Genomic DNA, 20,395 nt, shown 5'->3' with positions numbered 1-20,395 from the left:
TCAGACCTCCCTGGCCGGCACGGACGCCGCCAGTTGATCGAAGACCTGCATGGCCTCTTCCAGATCGCTGTACTCGAAGCTGAAATGCTGGCAACGGTCCACCAGATCGCCCACGGCACGGAAGCCGTCGGCGGCGAGGATGTGATAGTTCATCGCGTTGTCGGCGATCTTCATGAAAGCCTCGCCACGGGGCATGGGAGTGAGCCGTGTGGCCGCCCCAGCGCGGTAGCGCGGCAGCACCATCCAGGCCGGCCAGGCCGGCTCGTCCACCGCCTCGACGCTGGCCTGCGGCGCCGCCATCAAAGCGACCGTGCCCTTGGTCGTGTCATGGACCGGCGCGGTGAAGCGGGCCTGGGGCGCAAAGCGCTGGATCACGCCGATCGAGGCATTCTTCAGATTCACCGGTCGCGCCATGCCCAGCATGGCGCCCGTATCGAGGCGGATGATGGCCAGCTCATCGGACAGCAATCGCCAGCCACGCTGCACCAGGGCCGCGCACAAGGTGCTTTTGCCCGAACCCGGCGGTGCCGGCAGGATGACGGTGCGCCCGTCGCGTGCCACGGCCGCCGCGTGCAGGATCAGCACATGGTTGCTGTAGGCTGTGATGCACCAGTTCAAGCCCCACTCGACCATGGCCACCGCCTGCTCGCGCGGCAGTGGGGTGAAGGGCTCGACCCCGTCGACGGTGAACAAGGCCTGCGGCCGGATCCAGCGTCGCAAGCCGCGGCTGGACTTGACGGCGACATGAAAGTCGATGAAGTCATCCGCCCCCAACACGCAGTGGTGGGCATAGCTTTGCGCCAGCTCGGACGCGATCTCAGGCAGGTTGGACTGCAGGCGGCAATGGAATGGGCCGGTGGCGATGCGCAGGCCATCACCCGCCAGCGCGGCGCGCAGCTCGGCCAAGCTCAGCTGATCAACTTGCACAGGGCTCACTCGTCAGCAAACCGGCCGCCAGCAAGGCCTCCAAGGCTTCGCGCACCTCGGCCTGGCATTCAGGCATCGGGACCTCAGGCTCTTCCTCGTGGACGCGCTGCACCAAGTCTGCGCCCAGCGAGCCCCCGAGGTGACGCGACAGATGCTCAAGCAGAAAGTGACCCAGGGGTGATACCAGCCGGGTCTCGGCGCTGTCCAAGTCAAAGAAAACGCAGCCGTCGTCGTAAGACTTCCAGATCAGCCGCTTGGGTCGAAGCGAAAACCGGCGGCTCAGGCCGCCGCTGCCGTCATCGAGAGGTACCAAGGATCAGCGGCTGACAACCGGTCAGATCGACAGGCCGGTGAGGTACTTGAAGTAGACCACCACGTCGGCACGGGTCCAGGTCACGACCGGGGCGGTCACGGCGGTGAAACGACCCGAGCCTTCGGTGTCTTTCCACATCTTCTGCACCAGGCTCATATAGGGGAACTGGTAGCCGCCGTTGACGATGGATTGCAGGTAGACCGCAGCAGCCAGAGCGCGGGCGTCGTTGTTGGCGCTCGTCAAGCAGAACAGGGCATAGAACGTGGTGGTGTCGGTGCCACCGAACACGCTGGCGAAGGTGGTCGTCTTGGAGACACCGGTGTTGTTGAACTTGCCCTGCGCGTCCACCATGGTCTTCCAGCTCGTCGGCTTGGTGCCCGGGGCCGCACAGTTGTAGCTGCCGGTCTGGCTGAAATTGCCCGATGCGGTGAAGCCCGAGGGCAGCTTGCAATTGCAGGCCAGCACGGGCGTCGTGGTCAGCGCCAACAAGGTCGGGGCAGCCACCAGGCCACCGCGCAGCAGACGACGGCGGCTGCCCGAGGACACCGGGGCCGCGACGGCGCTGGTCTCTTGGAGGGCGGAGCTCGATGGCTGCTGGTTTTCGATCTTGTTCACGTTCTTGCCTCTGTTTCAGTGCGGCGCTTGCGGAATGCTCGCGGGCCGACAGTTGGGCTGCTCACCCTGTCCGTCGTGCGAGAACTGAAGTATCGCAGACGGCATGATCGGCCGGACTCTGGACTGTCCAGCCTTCTCTGGCGCTATCGTAGAGGAAGCAGGCCCGAGGATGGATGTCGGCCGAGCCCTCAATTCGGGGGGTCGGCGGGGGTTTTACTCACAAAATCAAGGCTTGATGTGCCGTGTGACCGCTTCACCGGACGGCTTTCTGGCCCAATAGGACTATTCGCCCCCCGAACGAGCGTCGAGGCCGCCCAGCCGGCCCCATCGCTGGAGAGGCTCCGATCGATGAGAAGTTCCCGTCTTGTGTTGTTGAAAACTCTGCTCCTGGGCCTCGGCTTGATCATGGCTGGCACGGCGCCGGCACAGACGCCGAACCCCCTCAATGCCGAGCCCCTGACCGTCCTGCTTGAACCCGTCCCGCCCTTCTCCTACGAAGACCCGAGCGGGCAGCCGGCGGGCTATGCGGTGGAGCTGATGCAAGAGTTGCTCAAGCGGGCAGGCCTCGGCTACCGGGCCGAGTTCAACTCCTGGACACGGATCTACCAACGCGCGCAGTCACAACCGCGGGTGCTGGTGGTCAGCATGGCCCGCTTGGCGGAGCGCGAGACCAGCTTTTTGTGGTTGGGGCCCACCGCCGCGCGCCGGGTCTACCTCTACCGCCTGCGCAGTCGCACCGATGTGCAAGTGCCCACGCTGGAGGCGGCCAAGGCCTACCGCATCGCCGTGGTGCGTGAAGATGCGGCCGAGCGCGACCTGCTGGCCCATGGCTTCGAGCTGGGCAAGCAGCTGGACCGAAGCCCCGACCACGCCGCCATGCTGCGCAAGCTCTTCATCCAGCGCGATGACCTGGTCGCCTTGAACAGCACGGTGGCGGCCACAGTGACCGGGCAGTTTGGCTACGACTACAAGCAGATCGAGCCCCTGGTGAAGCTGTCCGAGACCCCGCTCTTCATGGCCCTGAGCCGAAGCAGCGGCGAGGCTTTGCACAACCAGCTGCTGAAAGCCTGGGACAGTATGAAGCGAGACGGCACGGTGGCGGCCATCGCCGCTCGCCACCCCTTTGTGGCCCTGGACTGAGCCCGGCCCGGCTCAGAGTGCGCCGGCCTTGAAGGTGTCGCAGGCGCGCAGCTCGCCCGCTTCGAGGCCGCGCTTGAACCAGCGCACGCGCTGCTCGCTGCGGCCGTGGGTGAAGCTCTCCGGCACCACCGTGCCCTGTGAGCGCCGCTGCAGGGTGTCGTCACCGATCTGTGCGGCGGCGTTCAGGGCCTCCTCGATATCGCCCTGCTCCAGCCAGGCCTTGCTGCGCTGGGAATGGTGGGCCCAGACGCCCGAGAAGCAATCAGCCTGCAGTTCCAGGCGCACGCTCAGGGCGCGATAGTCACGCTCGCTGACGCGCCGGCGCGCCTGGTCCATCTTGTCGCTGGTGCCCAGCAGCTTCTGCAGATGGTGGCCGACCTCATGGGCGATGACATAGGCCTGGGCGAAGTCGCCGGGCGCGCCCAGACGGTCTCGCAAGGTGTCGTAAAAGCTCAGGTCGATGTAGACCTTGCGGTCGGCCGGGCAGTAAAACGGCCCCATGGCCGCCTCGCCCGTGCCGCAGCCCGTCTCGGAGCGCCCGCTGAACAGCACCAGCTTGGGCCGCTCGTAACTTTGCTGGCTGCGTGCGAAATACGCGTCCCAGACGTCCTCGGTATCGGCCAGCACGGTGCGCACAAAGCGCGCGCCGGCATCCTGGGCCGGTGGCCCGGCAGGTGCGTGGCGGGCGGCCGGAGCCGGTTCCGAGCCGCCGGTCTGCGCCAGGCCCAGCAAGGTCATGGGATTGATGCCCAGGGCCCAGGACAGCAACAAGGCCAGCACCACGCCGCCGAGACTCAGCCCCCTGCCGCCGGCCAGGCCGCCCAGACCCGAGCCACCTCGGGCGGACAGGCCCTCTCCGCGCCGGTCCTCGACGTTGTCGCTCTCGCGCTGACCTTCCCACTTCATGCGATGCCTCCTACGGCTTTCTGCGCCGCTGTTGCATCCTAGCCTGCCGATCTTGCAGACCGTCGCAGCCGGCTTGGCGGCTGCGACGGGCCTGTCGACACTGCGCCCATCCCTACATCTGCGCTTCAGGAGTGCCTCATGCTGCTGCCCTCACCCACCCGTTTCCTGACCTCCATCTTGCTGGGGCTGGGCCTGCTGGCCGGCGCCGCCCAGGCCGAGGAAGTGGACTGGAATCTGCGCATCAAGAAGGAACAGAATGGCTGGAGCGCCAGCTTCACCAGCAGCCAGGACTATGGCAGCGGCAGCCCACGCATCAAGGGCTCGGGCCACCGCGTCGAGAAAGTGCGCAGCGTCGCCGCTTTCAGCAAGCTGCGCCTGGAAGGCTCGCTCGATGTGCGCCTGAGTCAGGCCGCCAACGACAGCGTCAAGGTCTCGGCCGAGGACAATATCGAGCCCTTGATCGAAACCCGGGTCGACGGTGACACCTTGGTCATCCGCGTGCAGAAAGACGCCAGCTTCCGCACCCGCATGGCCCCCACCGTCCTTGTCGAAAGCAAATCCTTGCAACAGATCACGGTCGACGGTTCGGGCGATTTGCAGCTGGACCGATTCAAGGGCGAACGCTTGAGCTTGAGCCTGCAGGGCTCGGGCGATGTACGGGTCGGCCTGCTGGAGGTCAAGGAGCTCAGCGCCAGCCTCAACGGCTCGGGCGATGTGCAGGTGGCCGGCCGCGCTGAGAACCAGGTCTGGAGCTTGAACGGCTCCGGCGATGTCGACGCCCGTGCGCTCAGCGGACGCAGCATCAAGGCGGAACTGAGCGGCTCGGGCGACCTGGCCCTGGGCGTGTCTGAAAGCCTGGACGCCAATCTGCGCGGCTCCGGCGACCTCAGCTATGCCGGCCGGCCACAGTTGCGCCAATCCATCAGCGGCTCGGGCGAAATCAGCCGCCGCTGAACCACTGCGCTCCGTGGGGGCGCGGATGCCGCAGAATGCAGGCATTCGCCGGAGTTGCCCCCTGATGACCACTGCCCCCGCGCGCTTGCCCTCGGGATTGGCCGAGACCCTGCTGGAGCTGCAAGAGCAGAGCCCGCTGCTGGTGGCGCTGTTTGATGCACGCGATGTGCTCTGCCATGCCAACCCGGCCTTCCGGGAGGCCTATTGCGTCGAACCTGATGGTTTGCTGACCTGGGCCGACATGATGCGCGACAACCATGCCCACGGCCGTGGCGCGCTGATCGAAACCGAGGACATCGAGGCCTGGATCAGCGCCGTCAGCAACCGCCGCGGCAAGCTGCCCTACCGCGCCTTCGAGGTGGACCTGTGCGACGGCCGCTGGCTCTGGGTCACCGAAACCGTGCAGGCCCAGGGCTGGATGCTGCTGGTGGCCAGCGACATCACCAGCCTGCGCCAGGACAACCGCTCCTTGCGCCTGGCCCATGTGCGCGCCCTGGCCGCGGCCCAGACCGACCCGCTGACCGGCCTGAGCAACCGCCGCCACGGCATGCAGATGCTGCAGGATGTGCTCTCGCGCAGCGAGCCCTGGCCGCTGTGCATTGCCGTGCTGGACCTGGACCATTTCAAAGCCATCAACGACGGCCTCGGCCACGCGGCCGGCGACCGTGTGCTCTGCGATTTCGCCCGCCAGCTGCAGGCCAGCATCCGCCGTGAGGACGGCTGCGCCCGCATCGGCGGTGAAGAGTTCCTCTTGATCCTGCCCGCCACCGGCGCGCCCCAGGCCCAGGCCATCATGGAGCGCTTGCAGGATCGGGTGCGCAAGGCCCGGCCGCTGGAGGGGCCCACCGACCCAGCGTCACGCGGCTACACCTGTTCGATTGGCCTGACCCAGGCCATCTGGGGCGAAAGCGCCAACACCTTGCTGGCACGGGCCGACACGGCGCTCTACCAGGCCAAGGCCGAGGGGCGCGACCGGATCTTCCTGGCGGACTGAACCGCCGCCGATGCTGCGCAACCGCCGGGCAAACACCGCAAAATCCAGGCCATGCAGCCCGCTCGCCGATTCCGATTGCACGCCCTGCTGGCGGCCAGCCTGCTGCCGCCCCTGCTCGGGTGCTGGCCCGGCGCAGCGCACGCGGCGCCACCGCCCGCCACACCGCCCGCCACACCGCCCGCACCATCGGCCGGCGCCGAGGCCGGCCGCCTGACCGTGCTGCTGCAAGACCTGCCGCCCTATTCGCAGCGTGGCCCCGGGGACCGGCCCCAGGGCTATGCCGTCGATCTGACCCAGCAGCTGTGCGAACGCGCGCGGCTCGACTGCATCTACGAATTCAGCTCCTGGCCGCGCATCCTGAAGCGCGCCCAACTTGAAGCCAATGTGCTGATTCCGGCCGTGGTGCGCCTGCCCGAGCGCGAGCGCCACTACCTCTGGGTGGGTCAAACGGCCGTGCGCTACGGCGCCCTCTACCGGCTCAAGCGCCGCGACGATGTGCGCCTGAGCAGCCTGCAGCAGCTGGGCAGCTACCGGATCGGCGTGGTCAAGGACGATGTCTCCGAGCGCGAGCTGCTGGCCCTGGGCCCACAGGTCAGCGCCCAGCTGGACCGCAGCGGCGACTACGGCAGCATGTTGCGGCGCTTCTTTGCCGAGCGCACCGAGCTGGTGGCACTGAACCAGACCATGGCGCCGGGCATGCTGCGGCAGTTTGGCTACGAGCCGGGCGAGGTCGAGCTGCTGCTGCGCTTTTCCGAATCGCGTCCGTCGATGGCGCTGAGCCTGAACAGTGACCCGGCCCTGCTGCTGCGCCTGCAGCAGACCTGGGAGGCCATGCGGCGCGACGGCACGGTGGCGGCCATCGCGGCCCGCCATCCGATCCAGGCACCGGACTGAGCGCGCAGGCGCGCCGCTTGAGGACGCTTCAGTCCGATTCGCCCAGGAAACCACCACTCTGGTGCGCCCACAAGCGGGCGTACAAGCCGCCCTGGGCCAGAAGGCTGGCGTGGTCGCCCTGCTCGACGATCTCGCCCTGGTCCATCACGATCAGGCGGTCCATGGCGGCGATGGTGGACAGGCGGTGCGCGATCGCCACCACGGTCTTGCCCTCCATCAGCCGGTACAAGCTGGTCTGGATGGCGGCTTCGACTTCCGAATCGAGGGCGCTGGTCGCCTCGTCCAGCAGCAGGATGGGCGCGTCCTTGAGCATCACCCGGGCGATGGCGATGCGCTGCCGCTGGCCACCGCTGAGCTTGACGCCGCGCTCGCCGACATGGGCCTCGAAGCCGCTGCGGCCCTTGGGGTCGCTGAGGCTTTCGATGAAGGCCATGGCCTCGGCGCGCTCGGCGGCCCGGCGCATCTGCGCCTCGTCGGCATCGGGCCGGCCGTAGAGCAGGTTGTCGCGCACCGAGCGGTGCAGCAGCGAGGTGTCCTGCGTGACCATGCCGATCTGGGCGCGCAGGCTGTCCTGGCTCACGCCGGCGATGTCCTGGCCGTCGATCAGGATGCGGCCCTGCTCCAGGTCATGGAAGCGCAAGAGCAGGTTGACCAAGGTGGACTTGCCGGCGCCCGAGCGGCCGACCAGGCCGATCTTCTCGCCGGCGCGGATCTGCAGATCCAGCGCCTTCAGCACCGGCTTCGTGCCGCCGTAGGCGAAGCTGACCTGCTCGAAGCGGATCTCACCGCGGCTGACCTGCAAGGCCTGTGCGCCCTCGACATCGCGCACGGCCACATCGCGGGCCAGGGTGCTGATGCCGTCCTGCACGGTGCCGATGTGCTCGAACAGGCTGGACATCTCCCACATGATCCAGTGGGCGATGCCGTTCAGGCGCAAGGCCATGGCCGTGGCCGCCGCCACCGCGCCGACACCGACCTGGCCCTGCATCCACAGGTACAGCGTCATGCCGGCGGTGCTGGCGATCAGGCCCATGGACAGCACATGGTTGACCACCTCGAAGCCGCTGACCAGGCGCATCTGCCGGTAGGCCGTGCCCAGGAACTCCTGCATGGCGCTGCGCGCGAACTGCGCCTCGCGCTGGCTGTGGGAGAACAGCTTGACGGTGCTGATATTGGTGTAGGCGTCGGTGATGCGGCCGGTCATCAGGCTGCGCGCATCGGCCTGCGCACTGGCCGCCCGGCCCAGGCGCGGCACGAAGAAATACAGCGCCAGGCCATAGCAGAGCAGCCAGCCCAGAAAGGGCAGGACCAGCACCAGATCGAAGCTGCCCACCACCCCCAGCATGGTGATGAAGTAGATGGTGATGAAGACCAGGATGTCGGTGACGATGAGCACGCAATCGCGCACCGCCAGCGCCGTCTGCATCAGCTTGGCCGAGACCCGACCGGCGAACTCGTCGGCAAAGAAGCTCATGCTCTGGCCGAGCAGATGGCGGTGGAAGTTCCAGCGCAGGCGCATGGGGAAGTTGGCCGACAGGCCCTGGTACTTGCTCAGGGCCTGCAGAGCGATCAGCAGCGGGCTCAGCAAGAGGATGCCGGCCAGCAGGGCCAGCCGGCCCTTTTCCTGCGCCCAGAGTTGCTCGGGCGCCACCTGGCTGAGCACATCCACCACCGAGCCCAGCATGGCGAACAGCAGGGCCTCGAAAGCGCCGATGCCGGCCGTCAGCAGGGTCATGGCCAGGATCAGGCCGCGCATGCCCTGCGTGGCCGACCAGACGAAGGGAAAGAAGCCCTGCGGCGGCCGCGGTGGCGGCGCGTCCGGGAAGGGATCGACCCGACGCTCGAACCAGGCGAAGCGCATCAACGAGCGGCCGCCTGCGGCAGCGGCAAGGGCAAGGGCTTGCCCTGAGACTGCGCTGGCGCCGGGACGCGCAGGATCTGCGCCAAGGTCGGAGCAATGTCCACCACCTCCACCGGCGTCTTCACCTCGCCACGGCCCAACCAGGCCGGCCCCCACCCGAGGATGGGCACATGCTGGTCGTAGCGGTGCGGCGTGCCGTGTGAGCTGCCGCCCACGCGCGAGCTGAACAGCCAGTTGGGCTTGATGACGAACTGCACCGGCGCCGACACCTCGGGATGCCAGGCCTTGCGCATGGCGTCGAGGAAGGGCGTGGCGCTGTCGCTGCTGCGCAGCTGCTCGGGCGTGAAGGCGGCGACGACGCCGTCCATGCCGCGCAGCAGGCGCGCGGCTTCCTCGTGCACCGCGCTCGGGGCCAGGCCGCGCTCCTTGATCAGCTTGTGATCGAAGAGCACGCCGGCGGCCGAGAAGCTCACCGCCCAGCGGCCCGGGCCGAACTTCTGTACCAGGCCGGTGTTGAGCTGACTCATCACCACACCGGGGTTCAGCAGGTCGGCATCGCGGCCCTGGGTCTTGGCCCAGGCGGGCGAGTCGGCAAAGCCATGGTCGGCGGTCAGCATCACCAGGTAGTTGTCGCGACCGAGCTTGGCATCCAGGTCACGGAAGAAGCCCTGCAGATAACGATCCAGATGCAGGAAATGATCATGCGAGAGGCGCGACTCGGGGCCGAAGGCGTGGTTGACGTAGTCGTGGCTGGACAGGCTGACCGAGAGGATGTCGGTCTGTGCATCGGCGCCCAGCTGCTCACCGGCTATGGCAGCCCGGGCGAAAGCCAGGGTCAGCTCATCGCCGAAAGGGCTGGGCAGGATGTTGCCGTAGAAGCGCGGGCCGGGGCCGTCCATCTGGGCGCCCAGCACCGCAGGCAGCTTGTTGCCATTGCCACCGTTGTACTGCCAGGGTTGGCCGTCGGGCACCGAGCCCGCATACGCGGCTTCGGGCAGCAGCGGCGCCCAGGCCTTGCCGAAGAAGGCATCGGCCGGCTTGGCGGCGTTGAAGTCGCGCACCCATTGCGGGTGGCTTTGCATGTAGTAGGTGCTGGAGGCGAACTGGCCATCCTCGCTCATGTACATGTACGCCGTGCCCTTGTGGCCGGCCGGCAGGATGGCGCCGCGGTCCTTGCCCGAAATGCCGATCACCTTGGATGCCGGCTGCAGGCCGCGCAGCACATCGCCCACCGTTTCGGCGCGCAGACTTCGCGGGCTGGTACCGGCCAGCGGGTCGGTCTTGTGGTCGATGTAGCGGTAGGCGGTGTCGCCGGTGTTGTAGACCGGGGCGAAGGTCTGCGCGTCGTTCCACTCATTGCTGATGATGCCGCTGCGCTGCGGGTAGGCGCCGGTCAGCATGGTGGCGTGGCCGGCGGCGGTGACGGTGTGGCCGTGCGCGTAGCGGGCGTCCGAGAACCAGACCCCCTGGTCCAGGAAGCGGCGGAAGCCATCGGGCTGCAGCTGCTCGCGGTAGGCCGTGACCTGGCGCATGGGCAGGCCGTCCACCACCAGGAACACGATCAGCTTGGGCGGCGCCTTGGTGGCCTGAGCGGCCGTGGCCGAGGGGGCCGTCGGAGCGGCTGCCGGCGAGTTCGCCGTCGTCGAACAGGCCGCCAGGGTCGCCGCCAGCGCCAGCACGCTCAGACGCGGCAGCATCACGGCCAAGGGAGATGAAAACGAAGCAAGAGGATTCATGGGCAGGCAGTGCACGCGAACAGGCGAGCAGGCAAAAAGAGTGAGAGGCTTCCAGAGCCTGTCAGCTTAGTCGATCTGGCCGAGGCCTCGCGGCGCCACGCAGGGAATGACGATCTCGAACTGCGCGCCCTCGCCCAGGCGACTGCGCGCCGTGATGCTGCCGCCCAGGGTGGCGGTGACGATGTTGTAGCTGATGTGCAGACCCAGGCCACTGCCGCCCTGGCCCAGGCGGGTGGTGAAGAAGGGGTCGAAGATGCGGCCGAGGTTGTCTTCCGAAATGCCGCGTCCGTTGTCACTGAAGCGCAGGCACAGGCGCTCGCCCTCCAGGCGTTCGCCGGTGAGCCTCATCAAGCCGCCCTTGCGCCCCTCCAGGCCATGGACCATGGCATTGATGATGAGATTGGTCAGCACCTGGCCCAGGGGGCCGGGGAAACTGTCCAGCATCAGGCCTTCGGGCACGTCGAGCTGCAGCTCATGCTCCTCGCGACGCAGGCGGTTGCCCAGAGTCAGGGCCACTTCGCGGCACAGGGTGGCGAGGTCGAAGACGCGGCGCTGGTCGGAGGTCTGGTCCACCGCGATCTGCTTGAAGCTGGTGACCAGGCTGGCCGCCTGGCCCAGGCTTTTCACCAGCAGCTGGCTGGATTCCTCAGCGGTCTGGCAAAAGCGCTCCAGCTCCGAACGGCGCAGCGCGCCAGCCTGCACCTGCTGCAGAAAGCGCCGGCTGTTGTCGCTCAAGGTGCTGGCCATCAGGAGGCTGTTGCCGATGGGCGTGTTCAGCTCATGGGCCACGCCGGCCACCAGCGAGCCCAGGGCCGCCAGCTTCTCCTGCTCGACCAGCTGGTTCTGTGTGATCTTGAGGCGGCGGTAGGCCTCGGCATTGTCCAGAGCCACGGCGGCATAGGCCCCGAGGGTACGCAAGATGTCGAGGTCGGCCGGTCCAAAAGCCTCGGCGCGGCCGCTCAGCACACTGATCACCCCCATCACCTGGCCTTGGCGCATCATCGGGATGTAGAGGCCCGACAGCGCCGGCTGCGGCTCCTCGCCATTGAGCAAACGCACCCGCTCGACCGTGGCGCCATCGGCGCGCAGCACGCGGGCGTCGTGCGCGAGGCGGCCAAAGTTCAGCTCGCGCGCCTGCAGCACGCAGTCCACCGAGGGCTGGCCCGGCTCGTCCAGCCGGCGCTGGTAGCTCTGGAAGGGCTGACCCTGCTGCATGACGAAGTCAAAAGTGACCACGCGCGCCTGCCAGTCCACCAGGCCGAGGCCGAAGACGCTGCAATCGACCAGCTCGTTGACATGGCGGTACAGGGTCTGCTGGATGGCGCCGACATCGAGCGAGGCGGTGATCTGGCGGCCGATCTCGCTGAGAAGGGCGATGTCGCGGCGCGCCTTCTCGGCCACCTCGCGCTGCGCCTCGGCGCTCTGCTTCTCGCGCGCCAGCTGCTGCTGTTGCTCGAGCAACTCATGCGTGCGGCGGTCGACCAGTTCGCTCAGGCGCAGCCGCGTCTGGTGCAGCACGCGCACGCGCCACCGGTAGGCGGCCGCCAGCGCCAGCAGCAGCACGGCCACCACGCCGCTGCGCCACCACCAGCTGCGCCAGAAGGGCGGCAGCACCTCCAGCTCCAGCACCAGGTGGTCCTCGCTCCAGACGCCATCCGGATTGGCCGCCCGTGCCAGCAGGCGGTAGCGCCCGGGGTCCAGATTGGTGTAGGCCGCCAGACCCAAGTCGCCAATGCCGTAGATCCAGTCGCGGTCGAAACCCTCGAGCCGCCAGGCATAGCGGTTCTGCTGCCGATTGTGGAACTGCAGCGCCGCCAGCTCGAAGCTGACCATGGCCTCCCGGTGCGTCAGCTGCACCCGGCTGGCCTGATGCAGCGGCCCCTGGATGCCCAGGTCGGCCAGGCGCGGCGGTGCGTCCTCGCCCTCGCGCGGCCGACTTTGGGCTTGCGCGTCCGGGCGCAGCGAGCGGTTCAGCACCAGCAGGTCGCTGAGCACCACGGCCGGCGGCGTCGGGTTGTCGCGCAAGGCCTCGGGCTGGAAACGCAAGAGACCCGGGCCACCGAAATACAAGCTGCCATCGGGCCCGCGCCCCGCCGAGGCAAACGAGAAGCCGCCGCCAAAACGGCTGCGCCCGGGGTAGAAGCGCGCCTGGCGACGGTCGGGCTGGAAGCGCGTCAGGCCATGCTCGCTGCTGAGCCAGATCTCGCCGTTGAGCGCGTCCTGGATGGCACTGAACTCGCCTGCGGGCATGCCCGGCACCTGGCGCCAGGACTTCAGCTCCCAGCCCTGGGCCGTGGCCAGCAGCTGGTAGAGCCCCTGCTCGGTGGCCAGCCAGATGCGACCCTGGGCATCCTCGCGCATGCCGAAGATGGGCAGGCGGCCCGGCGCCGGCATGTCGGCATTGGCGCGCACCGGCTGGCTGAAGCTGTCGCTCTGCGGGTCCCAGAGCTGCAGGCCGCCCTTGCTGCCGATCCAGATGCGGCCCTCGCGGTCCTCCAGCAGGCTGTCCACCACATCGTGGCTGAGGCTGCCGGCCTGCCCGCCCGCGCTGCGGAACACGCGGTGCTTCAGGTCTGGGCTGAAGCGGTGCAGACCGGCGGCGCTGCCGGCCCAGACCTGGCCGCTGCGGTCGCGCAGCAAGGCGCTGATGGAGGCGCCGGCCGGCGTGGTGTTCTCCAGGGGCAGGGCCTGGCTGCGGCCACGCTTGGGCTCGTAGATCACCAGCCCGCCATCGCCGCCGGCCCAGATGTCACCAGGCCGCCCCGGCGCGCCCGGCAGCAAGGCTTTGACGTGGCTGAGCGGCACGGCCTGGGGCGGGATGCGCTCGACATCGCCGCTGGGCAGGTGCAGGCGGTTCAGGCCGCCACCGTAGGTGCCCAGCCAGACATGCTCAGGCCCGTCCTGCAGCATGGCCATGACCGCGTTGTTGGACAGGCTGCGCTCATCGCCCGGCACCTGCAGATAGTTGGTGAAGCCGCGCGTGGCCAGATCGGCCAGGCTGATGCCATAGCCCCAGGTGCCGACCCAGAGCGTGCCGCTGCGATCCTGCATCAGCGAAGCAATCGAATTGCCCGCCAGGCTGCTGGGCACGCCAGGCAGGTTGTAGAAGGACTGCAGCTGGCGGCTGCCCGACTGCCAGCGTTGCAAGCCGGGCGCTCGACCGGAGCCCACCCACATGGCTCCGTCCTGATCGCGCAGGATGGCATGCACCACGCCGCGCGCCGGCTGCAGCTGCTCGGCCAGCGGATCGGGCTCAGGCGGCGCCCGCCCATCCGCCGGAATGCGCCAGATCTGCAGACCGGCGGCCATGCCCACCCAGAGCCGGCCTTCGGCGTCAAAGGCCAGGCTGCGCGCGTGCAACTCCACCGGGCTGAACTTGCCGGCCGGGCTGCCGCGCAGGGTGTTGAGCTGCTGGCTCAGGCGCCCCTGGCGGTCGATGTGGCCAACCTGGTGGCCCTGCGTCAGCCACAGTCCGCCCTGGCCGTCGGCCAGCAGGCCACGGATCTGGCTGTCCTGGGCGATCGCCGCCCATTGCGGATCGTGCCAGCGCTCGAAGCGCACGCTGGCGATATCGAAGCGATACAGCCCATGCGGCAGCGCCAGCCACAGCTGCCCGGACCCCGCCGGGGCGATGCCCACCACGGCCCGATCCTGCAGGGACAGCGCCTCGGGCATGGCGATGCGGCGCAGCGAATCGTCGCGCAGATCGATGCGGTCCAGGCCGGTGCGTGTGCCCACCCACATCGCCTGGTTCTCGGGGTCTTCGAGCAGGCTGTAGATCATGCCGTGGCGCAGCATGTCGCTTTGCTCGGGGTCGGCGCCCCAGACCTTGAAATGCCGCCCGTCGTAGCGTGCCAGGCCGTTGCCGGAACCGATCCACACCAGGCCCTGCCGGTCCTGCAGCAGGCTGGCCACCGCCGAGCCCGGCAGGCCATCCTCGGTGCCCAGCTGGCTGAAACGCAAACCGTGCAGGGATGAGGCCCAGGCAAGACCTGGCACCCCCGCACCCCAGCCGGCCAGCAAGAGCATCAGCAGGGCGAGCGCGCAGGACCGCAAGAGGCGGCCGCCGCGGTGGGTGCAGCAGAGAGCGGGGATCGGCATCAGGCGCGCGTTCCATTCGGGGCACAGCCCCATCGGCCGCCAGCCTAACCTGCGGCCCGCCAAAACGCATGCAAAAAAGTGTCGCGCCAAACGCAAAAGTGCGGGCCCGGGCAAGCCCGCGGGGCTCCGCGTGATCCGGCAGCGGCCCGAGGTTCAGAGCCGCGGCGGGCTGTCCTCGCTGCGGCGGCGATCTGCGACCAGGGTCGGTACCGTGTCAGGCGCCGCCTGCTCCATGGCCAGTTCGGCGCTTTGACTCAGCTCCAGCCCGCTGCAGCGATGGGGGCCACACAGGGCGGCGCCCATGCGCAGGCTGGCAAACAAGAGCTGCGACTGCAGCTCATACGGCCCGCCCAGCGCCCGCTGCAAGCGCGCCTGCACCGCCGGCAGCGGCGCACGCGCCATGTTTTGCAGGACGACGGCGTAGCGGGCACGCCCCACCCGCGCCACCACATCGTGGCTGCGTACCCGGCAACGCAGGCGTGCGCCCAGGGCGGCGATCAGTTCCTCCTGCTGGTCGGTGCGCGGCGCCATCCCCCCGGCCTCGGGCCGCACCTCCACCTGCAGCAGCAGCACGGCCGGCCGGGTGCCGTAGCGCCGCGCCGCACCCAGCTCGCGGTTGAGCAGGCCGGCCAGGCTGAGCATGTCAGGCACGATCTCGATCGCTTGAGGCTCGCTGTTGCGGCGCCGGCTCAGCGTTGCGTGGGCCGACAAGCTGAGGTGATGGCTGGGCTGGATGGTGGAAGACAAAAGGGTTCGGCTCCCCGGGGCCGGCATGGATGTGTGGTTCACAGCGTCGATGTCTTGTACGTGGGCCACAGGCCAGCCACGCCGCACCCCTGACAGTAGGGCCGCGGTGCGCACAGGCTGCAGCGGGTGAAGACACGACAGCGGCAGACAACCCCTTTTCGGGCCTCCCTGCTGGCCGCCATTGCCGCGTCCTCTTTGAATAAAACGCGAGCCGCAGGAAAAACCCGACACGCCTCTCGAAAAAATATTCATGGCCGGCTGCTAGAGTGCTTTGCCCAGCCCGAACCATGAGCGACAACATCACCCTACTGCTGCGTGCCGCCCAGAACGGCGACCGCCAGGCCACCGACCAGGTGATGGCCTTGCTCTACGCCGACCTGCAGCGTCTGGCCCGACGCCGTCTGCAGCAGGCCGGCCACCTGACCCTGCTCGACCCCACCGGCCTGGTGCACGAGAGCTATCTGCGTCTGCAGGCCAGCGGCCAGCTCGACTTCCCCGACCGCAAGCATTTCCTGGCCTATGCCGCCAAGGTGATGCACAGCATCGTCATCGACCTGGTGCGGCGCCGCCAGGCCGAGCGCCATGGCGGCGGCCTGGAGCAGCTGACCCTGAACACGGCCGTGGCCAATCTGCCACCCCAGGGCGATGAGCAGATCCTGCGCGTGCACGAGGCGCTGGAAGAGCTGGCCGCGCTGGAGCCGCGCCTGGCCCAGGTGGTGGAGATGCGCTACTTCGGCGGCCTGCTGGAGAGCGAGATCGCCGAAAGCCTGGGCGTGACCGAGCGCACCGTGCAGCGCGATTGGCAGAAAGCCCGGCTGTTCCTGTCCCTGTCCCTGAGCTGAACGGATGGCCGAGATCGACAAAGCCCGCTGGGCCCGCCTGAGCCCCCTGCTCGATGAATTGCTGGACCTGGCGCCCGAGCAGCGCCCCGCCCGCCTGCAAGCCCTGCACCAACAAGCCGAACTGAGCCCCGACCTGATCGAGGACCTGGCCGAGTTGCTGCGCCGGCAAGAGGCGCTGGAGGCCGAGGACTTTCTCGCCAGCCCGGCCCTCAGCGTGGCTGAGGCCGCCAGCGCCCACAACCAGGCCGGCCAGACCGTGGGCGCCTACACCCTGGAGCGCGAAATCGGCCAGGGCGGCATGGGCACGGTCTGGCTGGCGCGCCGCACCGACGGCCGCTTCGAAGGCCAGGTGGCGATCAAGTTCCTGAACACCGGCCTGCTGGGCCGCGGCGACGCGGGCCGCTTCGCCCGTGAAGGCCAGATCCTGGCCCGGCTGACCCATCCACACATCGCCCGCCTGATCGATGCCGGCGTGGCGCCCGAACACCAGCAGCCCTATCTGGTGCTGGAGTACATCGACGGCCTGCCCCTGGACCGCTTCTGCGTCGAGCGCGGCCTTGACTGCGAGGCCCGGCTCCGCCTCTTCCTCGATGTGCTGGCCGCCGTGGCCCATGCCCACACCCGCCTGATCCTGCACCGCGACCTCAAGCCCTCCAACATCCTAGTGACGGCGGCCGGCGAGGTAAAGCTGCTGGACTTCGGCATCGCCAAGCTGCTGAACCGCGCCGACGACGAGGACAGCACGCCACCCGGCGCCGCCACCGAGCTGACCCGAGTGGCCGGACGCGCGTACACCCCGCGTTATGCCGCGCCCGAGCAGGTGCAGGGTGGCGAGGTGACCACGGCCACCGATGTCTATGCCCTGGGCGTGCTGCTCTACCTCTTGCTCAGCGGCCAGCACCCGACCGAGGGCCAGGACGAGGCCCTGACCACGCCGCTGGAGCGCCTGCGCACCCTGGTCGAGGTGGAACCCAAGAAGGTGTCGGAGCGCGTGCCCAGCGGCGTGGCGCGCCAGTTGCGCGGCGACCTGGACACCATCGTCGCCAAGGCGCTCAAGAAGGCGCCGGCCGAGCGCTATGCCAATGCCGCCGCGCTGGCCGAGGATCTCCAGCGCTGGCTGGCGCACGAACCGATCACGGCGCGGCCGGACAGCCGGGCCTACCGCGTGGCCAAGTTCCTGCGCCGCAATCGCGTCGCCGTGGCCGCCGCCAGCCTGGCCAGCCTGGCCCTGCTCGGCAGCGGCGCTGTGGCCTTGTGGAAGGGCCTGGAAGCGCAGGAGCAGCGCGCGCAGGCCGAGGGCCTGATCGAATTCATGCTCGGTGATCTGCGCAAAAAGCTGGAGCCGGTGGGCCGGCTCGATGTGCTCGATGCGGTGGGCGAGAAGGCGCTGGCCTACTACGCCAGCCAGCCGCTTGCGCGCATCGACGCCGACTCGCTGGGCCGGCGCGCCCGGGCGCTGCATCTGATGGGTGAGATCGCCGAGAAGCGCGGCCGCATGAAAGAGGCCGAGCGCATGTTCCAGCAAGCGGCAGCCAGCACCGGCGAAATGCTGTCACGTGACACGCAAAACACGCAGCGTGTCTTCGACCATGCGCAAAGCGTGTACTGGACGGGCTACATCGCCTGGCGCCAGGGACGCGCCGGCGATGCCCGGCGCCAGTTTGAGTCGTACTTGTCCTATGCACGCAAACTCACTGAGCTGGAACCGGGTCGGCGGGACTGGCTGATCGAGAAGGCGTCCGCAGAAATGAATCTCGGGGTGGTTCTGCTGGATTCCGGTTTGAACCTGGAGGCCTTGACCGCCTTCAAGACCTCGGCAAGCTCGTGGCGGCCGATTGCCGAGGCCGATCCAAGCAAGTACTTCGAACTGGCCAATGCAGAAGGTTGGACCGCGAGCGCGCTGGAGCGAACAGGGCAGTACCGCGACGCCATGCTGGCGCTGCAAGCCAAGACGGCGGCACTGTCTCGGGTGCCGGGAGCGTCCACGGACCAAGCCGTGCTGCGCCTGCGCGCCAATACCGAGCAGGAGTTCAGTCGCCTCAGCCTGGCCTTGGGGCAGGTGGACAGTGCCATCCGTGCCGGCACGAACGCTGTCACCGCGTTCGCAAGTTTGGCGGAGAAAGACCCGGACAACAGCGACTGGCAGACACAGCTGTGCTTGGCCTGGATTGAACGGGCCGAGGCCTTGCTGGCCGCGGGCAGGCAGGAGCTGCTTCGCGATGAAGTGCCAGCCATGGCCTTGAAGGTCGGCAAGATCCTGGAGGGTGATGCCAGCAATATGTACTGGCAGGTCCAGCTCAAGGGGCGCTGGCTTCTCTTGCTGCAGCGCCTGCCCGCACAGATTCACGGCCAGCGCCTGCATCCAGACTCACTGGCGGACTTTCTGCAGGATGTCGAGCGTCGCATCGCCGAAGGGTCGAAGTTGAACGCCGAGCAGGTTCGCATCGTCGCCTCGGCCCATCTGAGTGTCGGTCGCACGCTCGAAGGTGCGGGCGATGGCAGCTCGGCCCAGCTGCATTGGCGCAGCGGCAGCGAAATGTTGCGAACGCTTTCACAAGGTGGCGACCTTTCTGCGACCGCCTTGCTGGCGCAAACGCTTTGGCATCTCAAGCAAACTCAAGAAGCGCGCGCACTGGTCGACAAGTTGGAGGCGTCCGACTACCGCCACACTCAGTACGCTGAGTTGGTCCGGCAAATTTCAGCGCCCCAAGGCGTCCACCTAAACCATTGAAAACATGAGCTCCAACACCGTTCCCACCTACGCGTCCTACAACGTCCACGTGAAGCAGAATTCCCTTGGCGCGCTCGCATGTTTCCCCAGCACGCTGGCGGTCTCAGGCCCGAATGTGCTGATCAATTTCTACATTCAGGTCGAGGGCTACTCCTTCCCAAGCGCGGGCGCTGTTTCCTTCGAAGGGACGACCACCCAGTTTCCTGGCTCCTGGGTCGTCAATTCGGCCCATCTGGCCCTGGTCGACTTCGATGGCGTTCAGGGCAGCGATGTGTACACGCTGACCGTGATTGACGACGCGACCGGTCAGCCGGTGCCGATTGATCCGATCATCGTCAACCAGGGCTGAACGACGACGGAAGCGGCGCGCTCGCGCCTCTGCGAAGCCGCGTGCTGTCTCGACGGCCCACGGCGGCCTCCATCTCCAGGCCACGCACAACAGCGAGGAGCGATCGTTGGCCGCCGAGGGGAAGTCAATCAAGCCCTGCGCTGTCCAAGGGCTTGGCCTGCAAAGCCGGCGCCGGTGGCTGCAGGCCGCGCACATCGATCACCACCGTGTGCGCCGTCTTGTCCTGCAGGCCCTGTCGATTCGGGTCCCAGAGAATCTGCAGCAGACCGATGCCGCCGGTGACGGTGGCGGCGGCATAACCGCCAAAACGCCTGAAGCCCAGCATCAGGGTCATGGGCTTGCCGCTGAGTTCCTGCACGCGCAGGCCCAGCAAGCGCTTGCCCAGGGTCTGGCCCGGCCAGAGCAGGGGCAGCAGGCAGAAATACAGCGCCGGTGTCACGTAGTGGCGCAGCAGCTCATCGAGCCAGCGTTTGCCGGCCTTCAACCAGCGCATGGCCTGCGGCTGGCCGGCCAGCACCACCTCTTCGCGCAGATGCTCCAGCTGTGACTCCTGCTCGCGCAGCAGGCGGTGCAAGGCCTCGTGATGCTGCGCCTGCGCGTGTTGCAGCGCTTGCGCCAGCTCCGCCGCTGAAGCCACGGATTCCGCCGCATCGGTCGCGGCCTCCGGCTCCTCCTCCGCCTGATCACGCAGCGCGCGCAGCTCGGCCTTGTCGAGCGGGGTGCTGAGCTCGCTGTCCGCATCAGCGGCAGCGTCGGCCTCGGCCTCCGGGTTACCGTGGAAAAGAAGCGTCACGCCCTGGTAGCTGAACCAGGCCACCAGCAGCCAGGACAGCCAGCGCCGCCGCGGCGCCTGGGGCGGCGGCGGCGCCAAGACCAGGTCGGCGTCCGCCGACTCTGTGGCGCCGGCAGCCAGGTTCGCGCGGCCCCGTCGCCAGCGCAGGCGGGTGAACACCTCGGGCCTTGTCTGGCGCAACCAGGTGTAGAGGCCCAGGGCGGCCGCCATCATCAGCCAGTTGTTGGCCAGCTGGTTCACCAAAGCCAACACACCCACATCGATGGCCATGGCCAGGGCACGCTGGCGCGGCGTGGCCAGGGGCTGGCCCAGCAGGGCGGGCGCGACATTGACATCCTCGGGCTTGACGGTGGCGCGCAGGTCCGCCGCACTGGGGCTGGCAGCGCGCGAAGCAAAACGGAACAGTCGAAACACAGCAATACACCTCGGCAAGCGGTTCGTTCGAAGGGCCAAACGGCAGCCCGCTCAGGGTTGTCACCAGGTCAGCCAGAG

Annotated in this window: 15 protein-coding genes; 7 read left to right on the top strand and 8 right to left on the bottom strand. The window is 68.2% G+C overall.

What is annotated here, in order from left to right:
• Together AC1Q6P_RS20435 and AC1Q6P_RS20430 are read right to left on the bottom strand one after the other, a co-directional pair.
• Complete coding sequence (locus AC1Q6P_RS20435; RefSeq protein WP_492665719.1) at positions 1-927, bottom strand: HprK-related kinase A; 927 nt, start codon at positions 925-927, stop codon at positions 1-3.
• Positions 928-1,261: 334 nt separating this feature from the next.
• Positions 1,262-1,855 carry a hypothetical protein gene (locus AC1Q6P_RS20430; protein WP_492665718.1) on the bottom strand — a complete coding sequence of 198 codons (594 nt, stop codon included), beginning with the start codon at positions 1,853-1,855 and terminating at the stop codon, positions 1,262-1,264.
• A 372-nt stretch (positions 1,856-2,227) separates the two neighbouring features.
• On the opposite strand from AC1Q6P_RS20430, the gene AC1Q6P_RS20425 reads away from it, so the two are divergent.
• Entirely contained in the window at positions 2,228-2,995 is a 768-nt protein-coding gene (locus tag AC1Q6P_RS20425; protein WP_171828456.1) for a substrate-binding periplasmic protein, read from the top strand.
• 12 nt (positions 2,996-3,007) lie between these two features.
• On the opposite strand, the gene ypfJ is transcribed toward AC1Q6P_RS20425, so the two are convergent.
• On the bottom strand, positions 3,008-3,901 hold the full coding sequence (ypfJ, locus tag AC1Q6P_RS20420) for a KPN_02809 family neutral zinc metallopeptidase (protein WP_492665717.1): 894 nt from the start codon (positions 3,899-3,901) through the stop codon (positions 3,008-3,010).
• A 138-nt stretch (positions 3,902-4,039) separates the two neighbouring features.
• Between ypfJ and AC1Q6P_RS20415 the strand changes: the two genes are divergently transcribed.
• The 3 genes from AC1Q6P_RS20415 to AC1Q6P_RS20405 all read left to right on the top strand — a co-directional run bounded on the left by AC1Q6P_RS20415 (position 4,040) and on the right by AC1Q6P_RS20405 (position 6,743).
• Positions 4,040-4,855, top strand: coding sequence for a head GIN domain-containing protein (locus AC1Q6P_RS20415; RefSeq protein WP_492665716.1), 816 nt, complete (start codon positions 4,040-4,042; stop codon positions 4,853-4,855).
• Positions 4,856-4,919: 64 nt separating this feature from the next.
• Positions 4,920-5,849 carry a sensor domain-containing diguanylate cyclase gene (locus tag AC1Q6P_RS20410; RefSeq protein WP_171828454.1) on the top strand — a complete coding sequence of 310 codons (930 nt, stop codon included), beginning with the start codon at positions 4,920-4,922 and terminating at the stop codon, positions 5,847-5,849.
• Between the two features lie 51 nt (positions 5,850-5,900).
• On the top strand, positions 5,901-6,743 hold the full coding sequence (locus AC1Q6P_RS20405) for a substrate-binding periplasmic protein (protein WP_492665715.1): 843 nt from the start codon (positions 5,901-5,903) through the stop codon (positions 6,741-6,743).
• A gap of 28 nt (positions 6,744-6,771) precedes the next feature.
• Here the strand turns inward: AC1Q6P_RS20405 and AC1Q6P_RS20400 are convergent, their stop codons facing one another.
• The 4 genes from AC1Q6P_RS20400 to AC1Q6P_RS20385 form a co-directional block, all read right to left on the bottom strand.
• Entirely contained in the window at positions 6,772-8,604 is a 1,833-nt protein-coding gene (locus AC1Q6P_RS20400; protein ID WP_492665714.1) for an ABC transporter ATP-binding protein, read from the bottom strand.
• Positions 8,604-10,340, bottom strand: a complete 1,737-nt coding sequence (locus AC1Q6P_RS20395) for an alkaline phosphatase family protein (protein WP_492665713.1) — start codon at positions 10,338-10,340, stop codon at positions 8,604-8,606. The genes AC1Q6P_RS20400 and AC1Q6P_RS20395 overlap by 1 nt, the downstream gene beginning before the upstream one ends.
• Positions 10,341-10,406: 66 nt before the next feature.
• Positions 10,407-14,441 carry a two-component regulator propeller domain-containing protein gene (locus AC1Q6P_RS20390; protein ID WP_492665712.1) on the bottom strand — a complete coding sequence of 1,345 codons (4,035 nt, stop codon included), beginning with the start codon at positions 14,439-14,441 and terminating at the stop codon, positions 10,407-10,409.
• A 153-nt stretch (positions 14,442-14,594) separates the two neighbouring features.
• A complete protein-coding gene (locus AC1Q6P_RS20385; protein ID WP_171828449.1) occupies positions 14,595-15,188 on the bottom strand; it encodes a diguanylate cyclase domain-containing protein in 594 nt (197 codons plus the stop codon).
• Between the two features lie 287 nt (positions 15,189-15,475).
• Here AC1Q6P_RS20385 and AC1Q6P_RS20380 point away from each other — a divergent pair, with 287 nt between their 5' ends.
• From AC1Q6P_RS20380 to AC1Q6P_RS20370, 3 genes are read left to right on the top strand one after another with little or no spacing between them, the layout of a single operon-like run.
• Positions 15,476-16,030 (top strand): ECF-type sigma factor, encoded by a 555-nt coding sequence (locus AC1Q6P_RS20380; RefSeq protein ID WP_102769233.1) that lies wholly within the window; start codon positions 15,476-15,478, stop codon positions 16,028-16,030.
• Positions 16,031-16,034: 4 nt separating this feature from the next.
• Positions 16,035-18,761 (top strand): protein kinase domain-containing protein, encoded by a 2,727-nt coding sequence (locus AC1Q6P_RS20375; RefSeq protein WP_492665711.1) that lies wholly within the window; start codon positions 16,035-16,037, stop codon positions 18,759-18,761.
• Positions 18,762-18,765: 4 nt separating this feature from the next.
• On the top strand, positions 18,766-19,110 hold the full coding sequence (locus AC1Q6P_RS20370; protein WP_492665710.1) for a hypothetical protein: 345 nt from the start codon (positions 18,766-18,768) through the stop codon (positions 19,108-19,110).
• Between the two features lie 124 nt (positions 19,111-19,234).
• Here AC1Q6P_RS20370 and AC1Q6P_RS20365 read toward each other — a convergent pair whose 3' ends face one another.
• Positions 19,235-20,317, bottom strand: coding sequence for an RDD family protein (locus AC1Q6P_RS20365; RefSeq protein ID WP_492665709.1), 1,083 nt, complete (start codon positions 20,315-20,317; stop codon positions 19,235-19,237).
• Positions 20,318-20,395: the final 78 nt, after the last annotated feature.

The sequence above is a fragment of the Roseateles sp. GW835-FHT13E02 genome (genome assembly GCF_058794035.1).
Note: the sequence above shows the minus strand (reverse complement) of the source record. Positions and strands in the feature narration are given on the sequence as shown.

Coding starts and splice junctions, on each gene's coding strand:
- AC1Q6P_RS20375 (WP_492665711.1), top strand. CDS start 16,035: ATGGCCGAGATCGACAAAGCCCGCTGGGCCCGCCTGAGCCCCCTGCTC.
- AC1Q6P_RS20400 (WP_492665714.1), bottom strand. CDS start 8,604: ATGCGCTTCGCCTGGTTCGAGCGTCGGGTCGATCCCTTCCCGGACGCG.
- AC1Q6P_RS20390 (WP_492665712.1), bottom strand. CDS start 14,441: ATGCCGATCCCCGCTCTCTGCTGCACCCACCGCGGCGGCCGCCTCTTG.
- AC1Q6P_RS20410 (WP_171828454.1), top strand. CDS start 4,920: ATGACCACTGCCCCCGCGCGCTTGCCCTCGGGATTGGCCGAGACCCTG.
- AC1Q6P_RS20415 (WP_492665716.1), top strand. CDS start 4,040: ATGCTGCTGCCCTCACCCACCCGTTTCCTGACCTCCATCTTGCTGGGG.
- AC1Q6P_RS20380 (WP_102769233.1), top strand. CDS start 15,476: ATGAGCGACAACATCACCCTACTGCTGCGTGCCGCCCAGAACGGCGAC.
- AC1Q6P_RS20405 (WP_492665715.1), top strand. CDS start 5,901: ATGCAGCCCGCTCGCCGATTCCGATTGCACGCCCTGCTGGCGGCCAGC.
- AC1Q6P_RS20395 (WP_492665713.1), bottom strand. CDS start 10,340: ATGAATCCTCTTGCTTCGTTTTCATCTCCCTTGGCCGTGATGCTGCCG.
- AC1Q6P_RS20370 (WP_492665710.1), top strand. CDS start 18,766: ATGAGCTCCAACACCGTTCCCACCTACGCGTCCTACAACGTCCACGTG.
- ypfJ (WP_492665717.1), bottom strand. CDS start 3,901: ATGAAGTGGGAAGGTCAGCGCGAGAGCGACAACGTCGAGGACCGGCGC.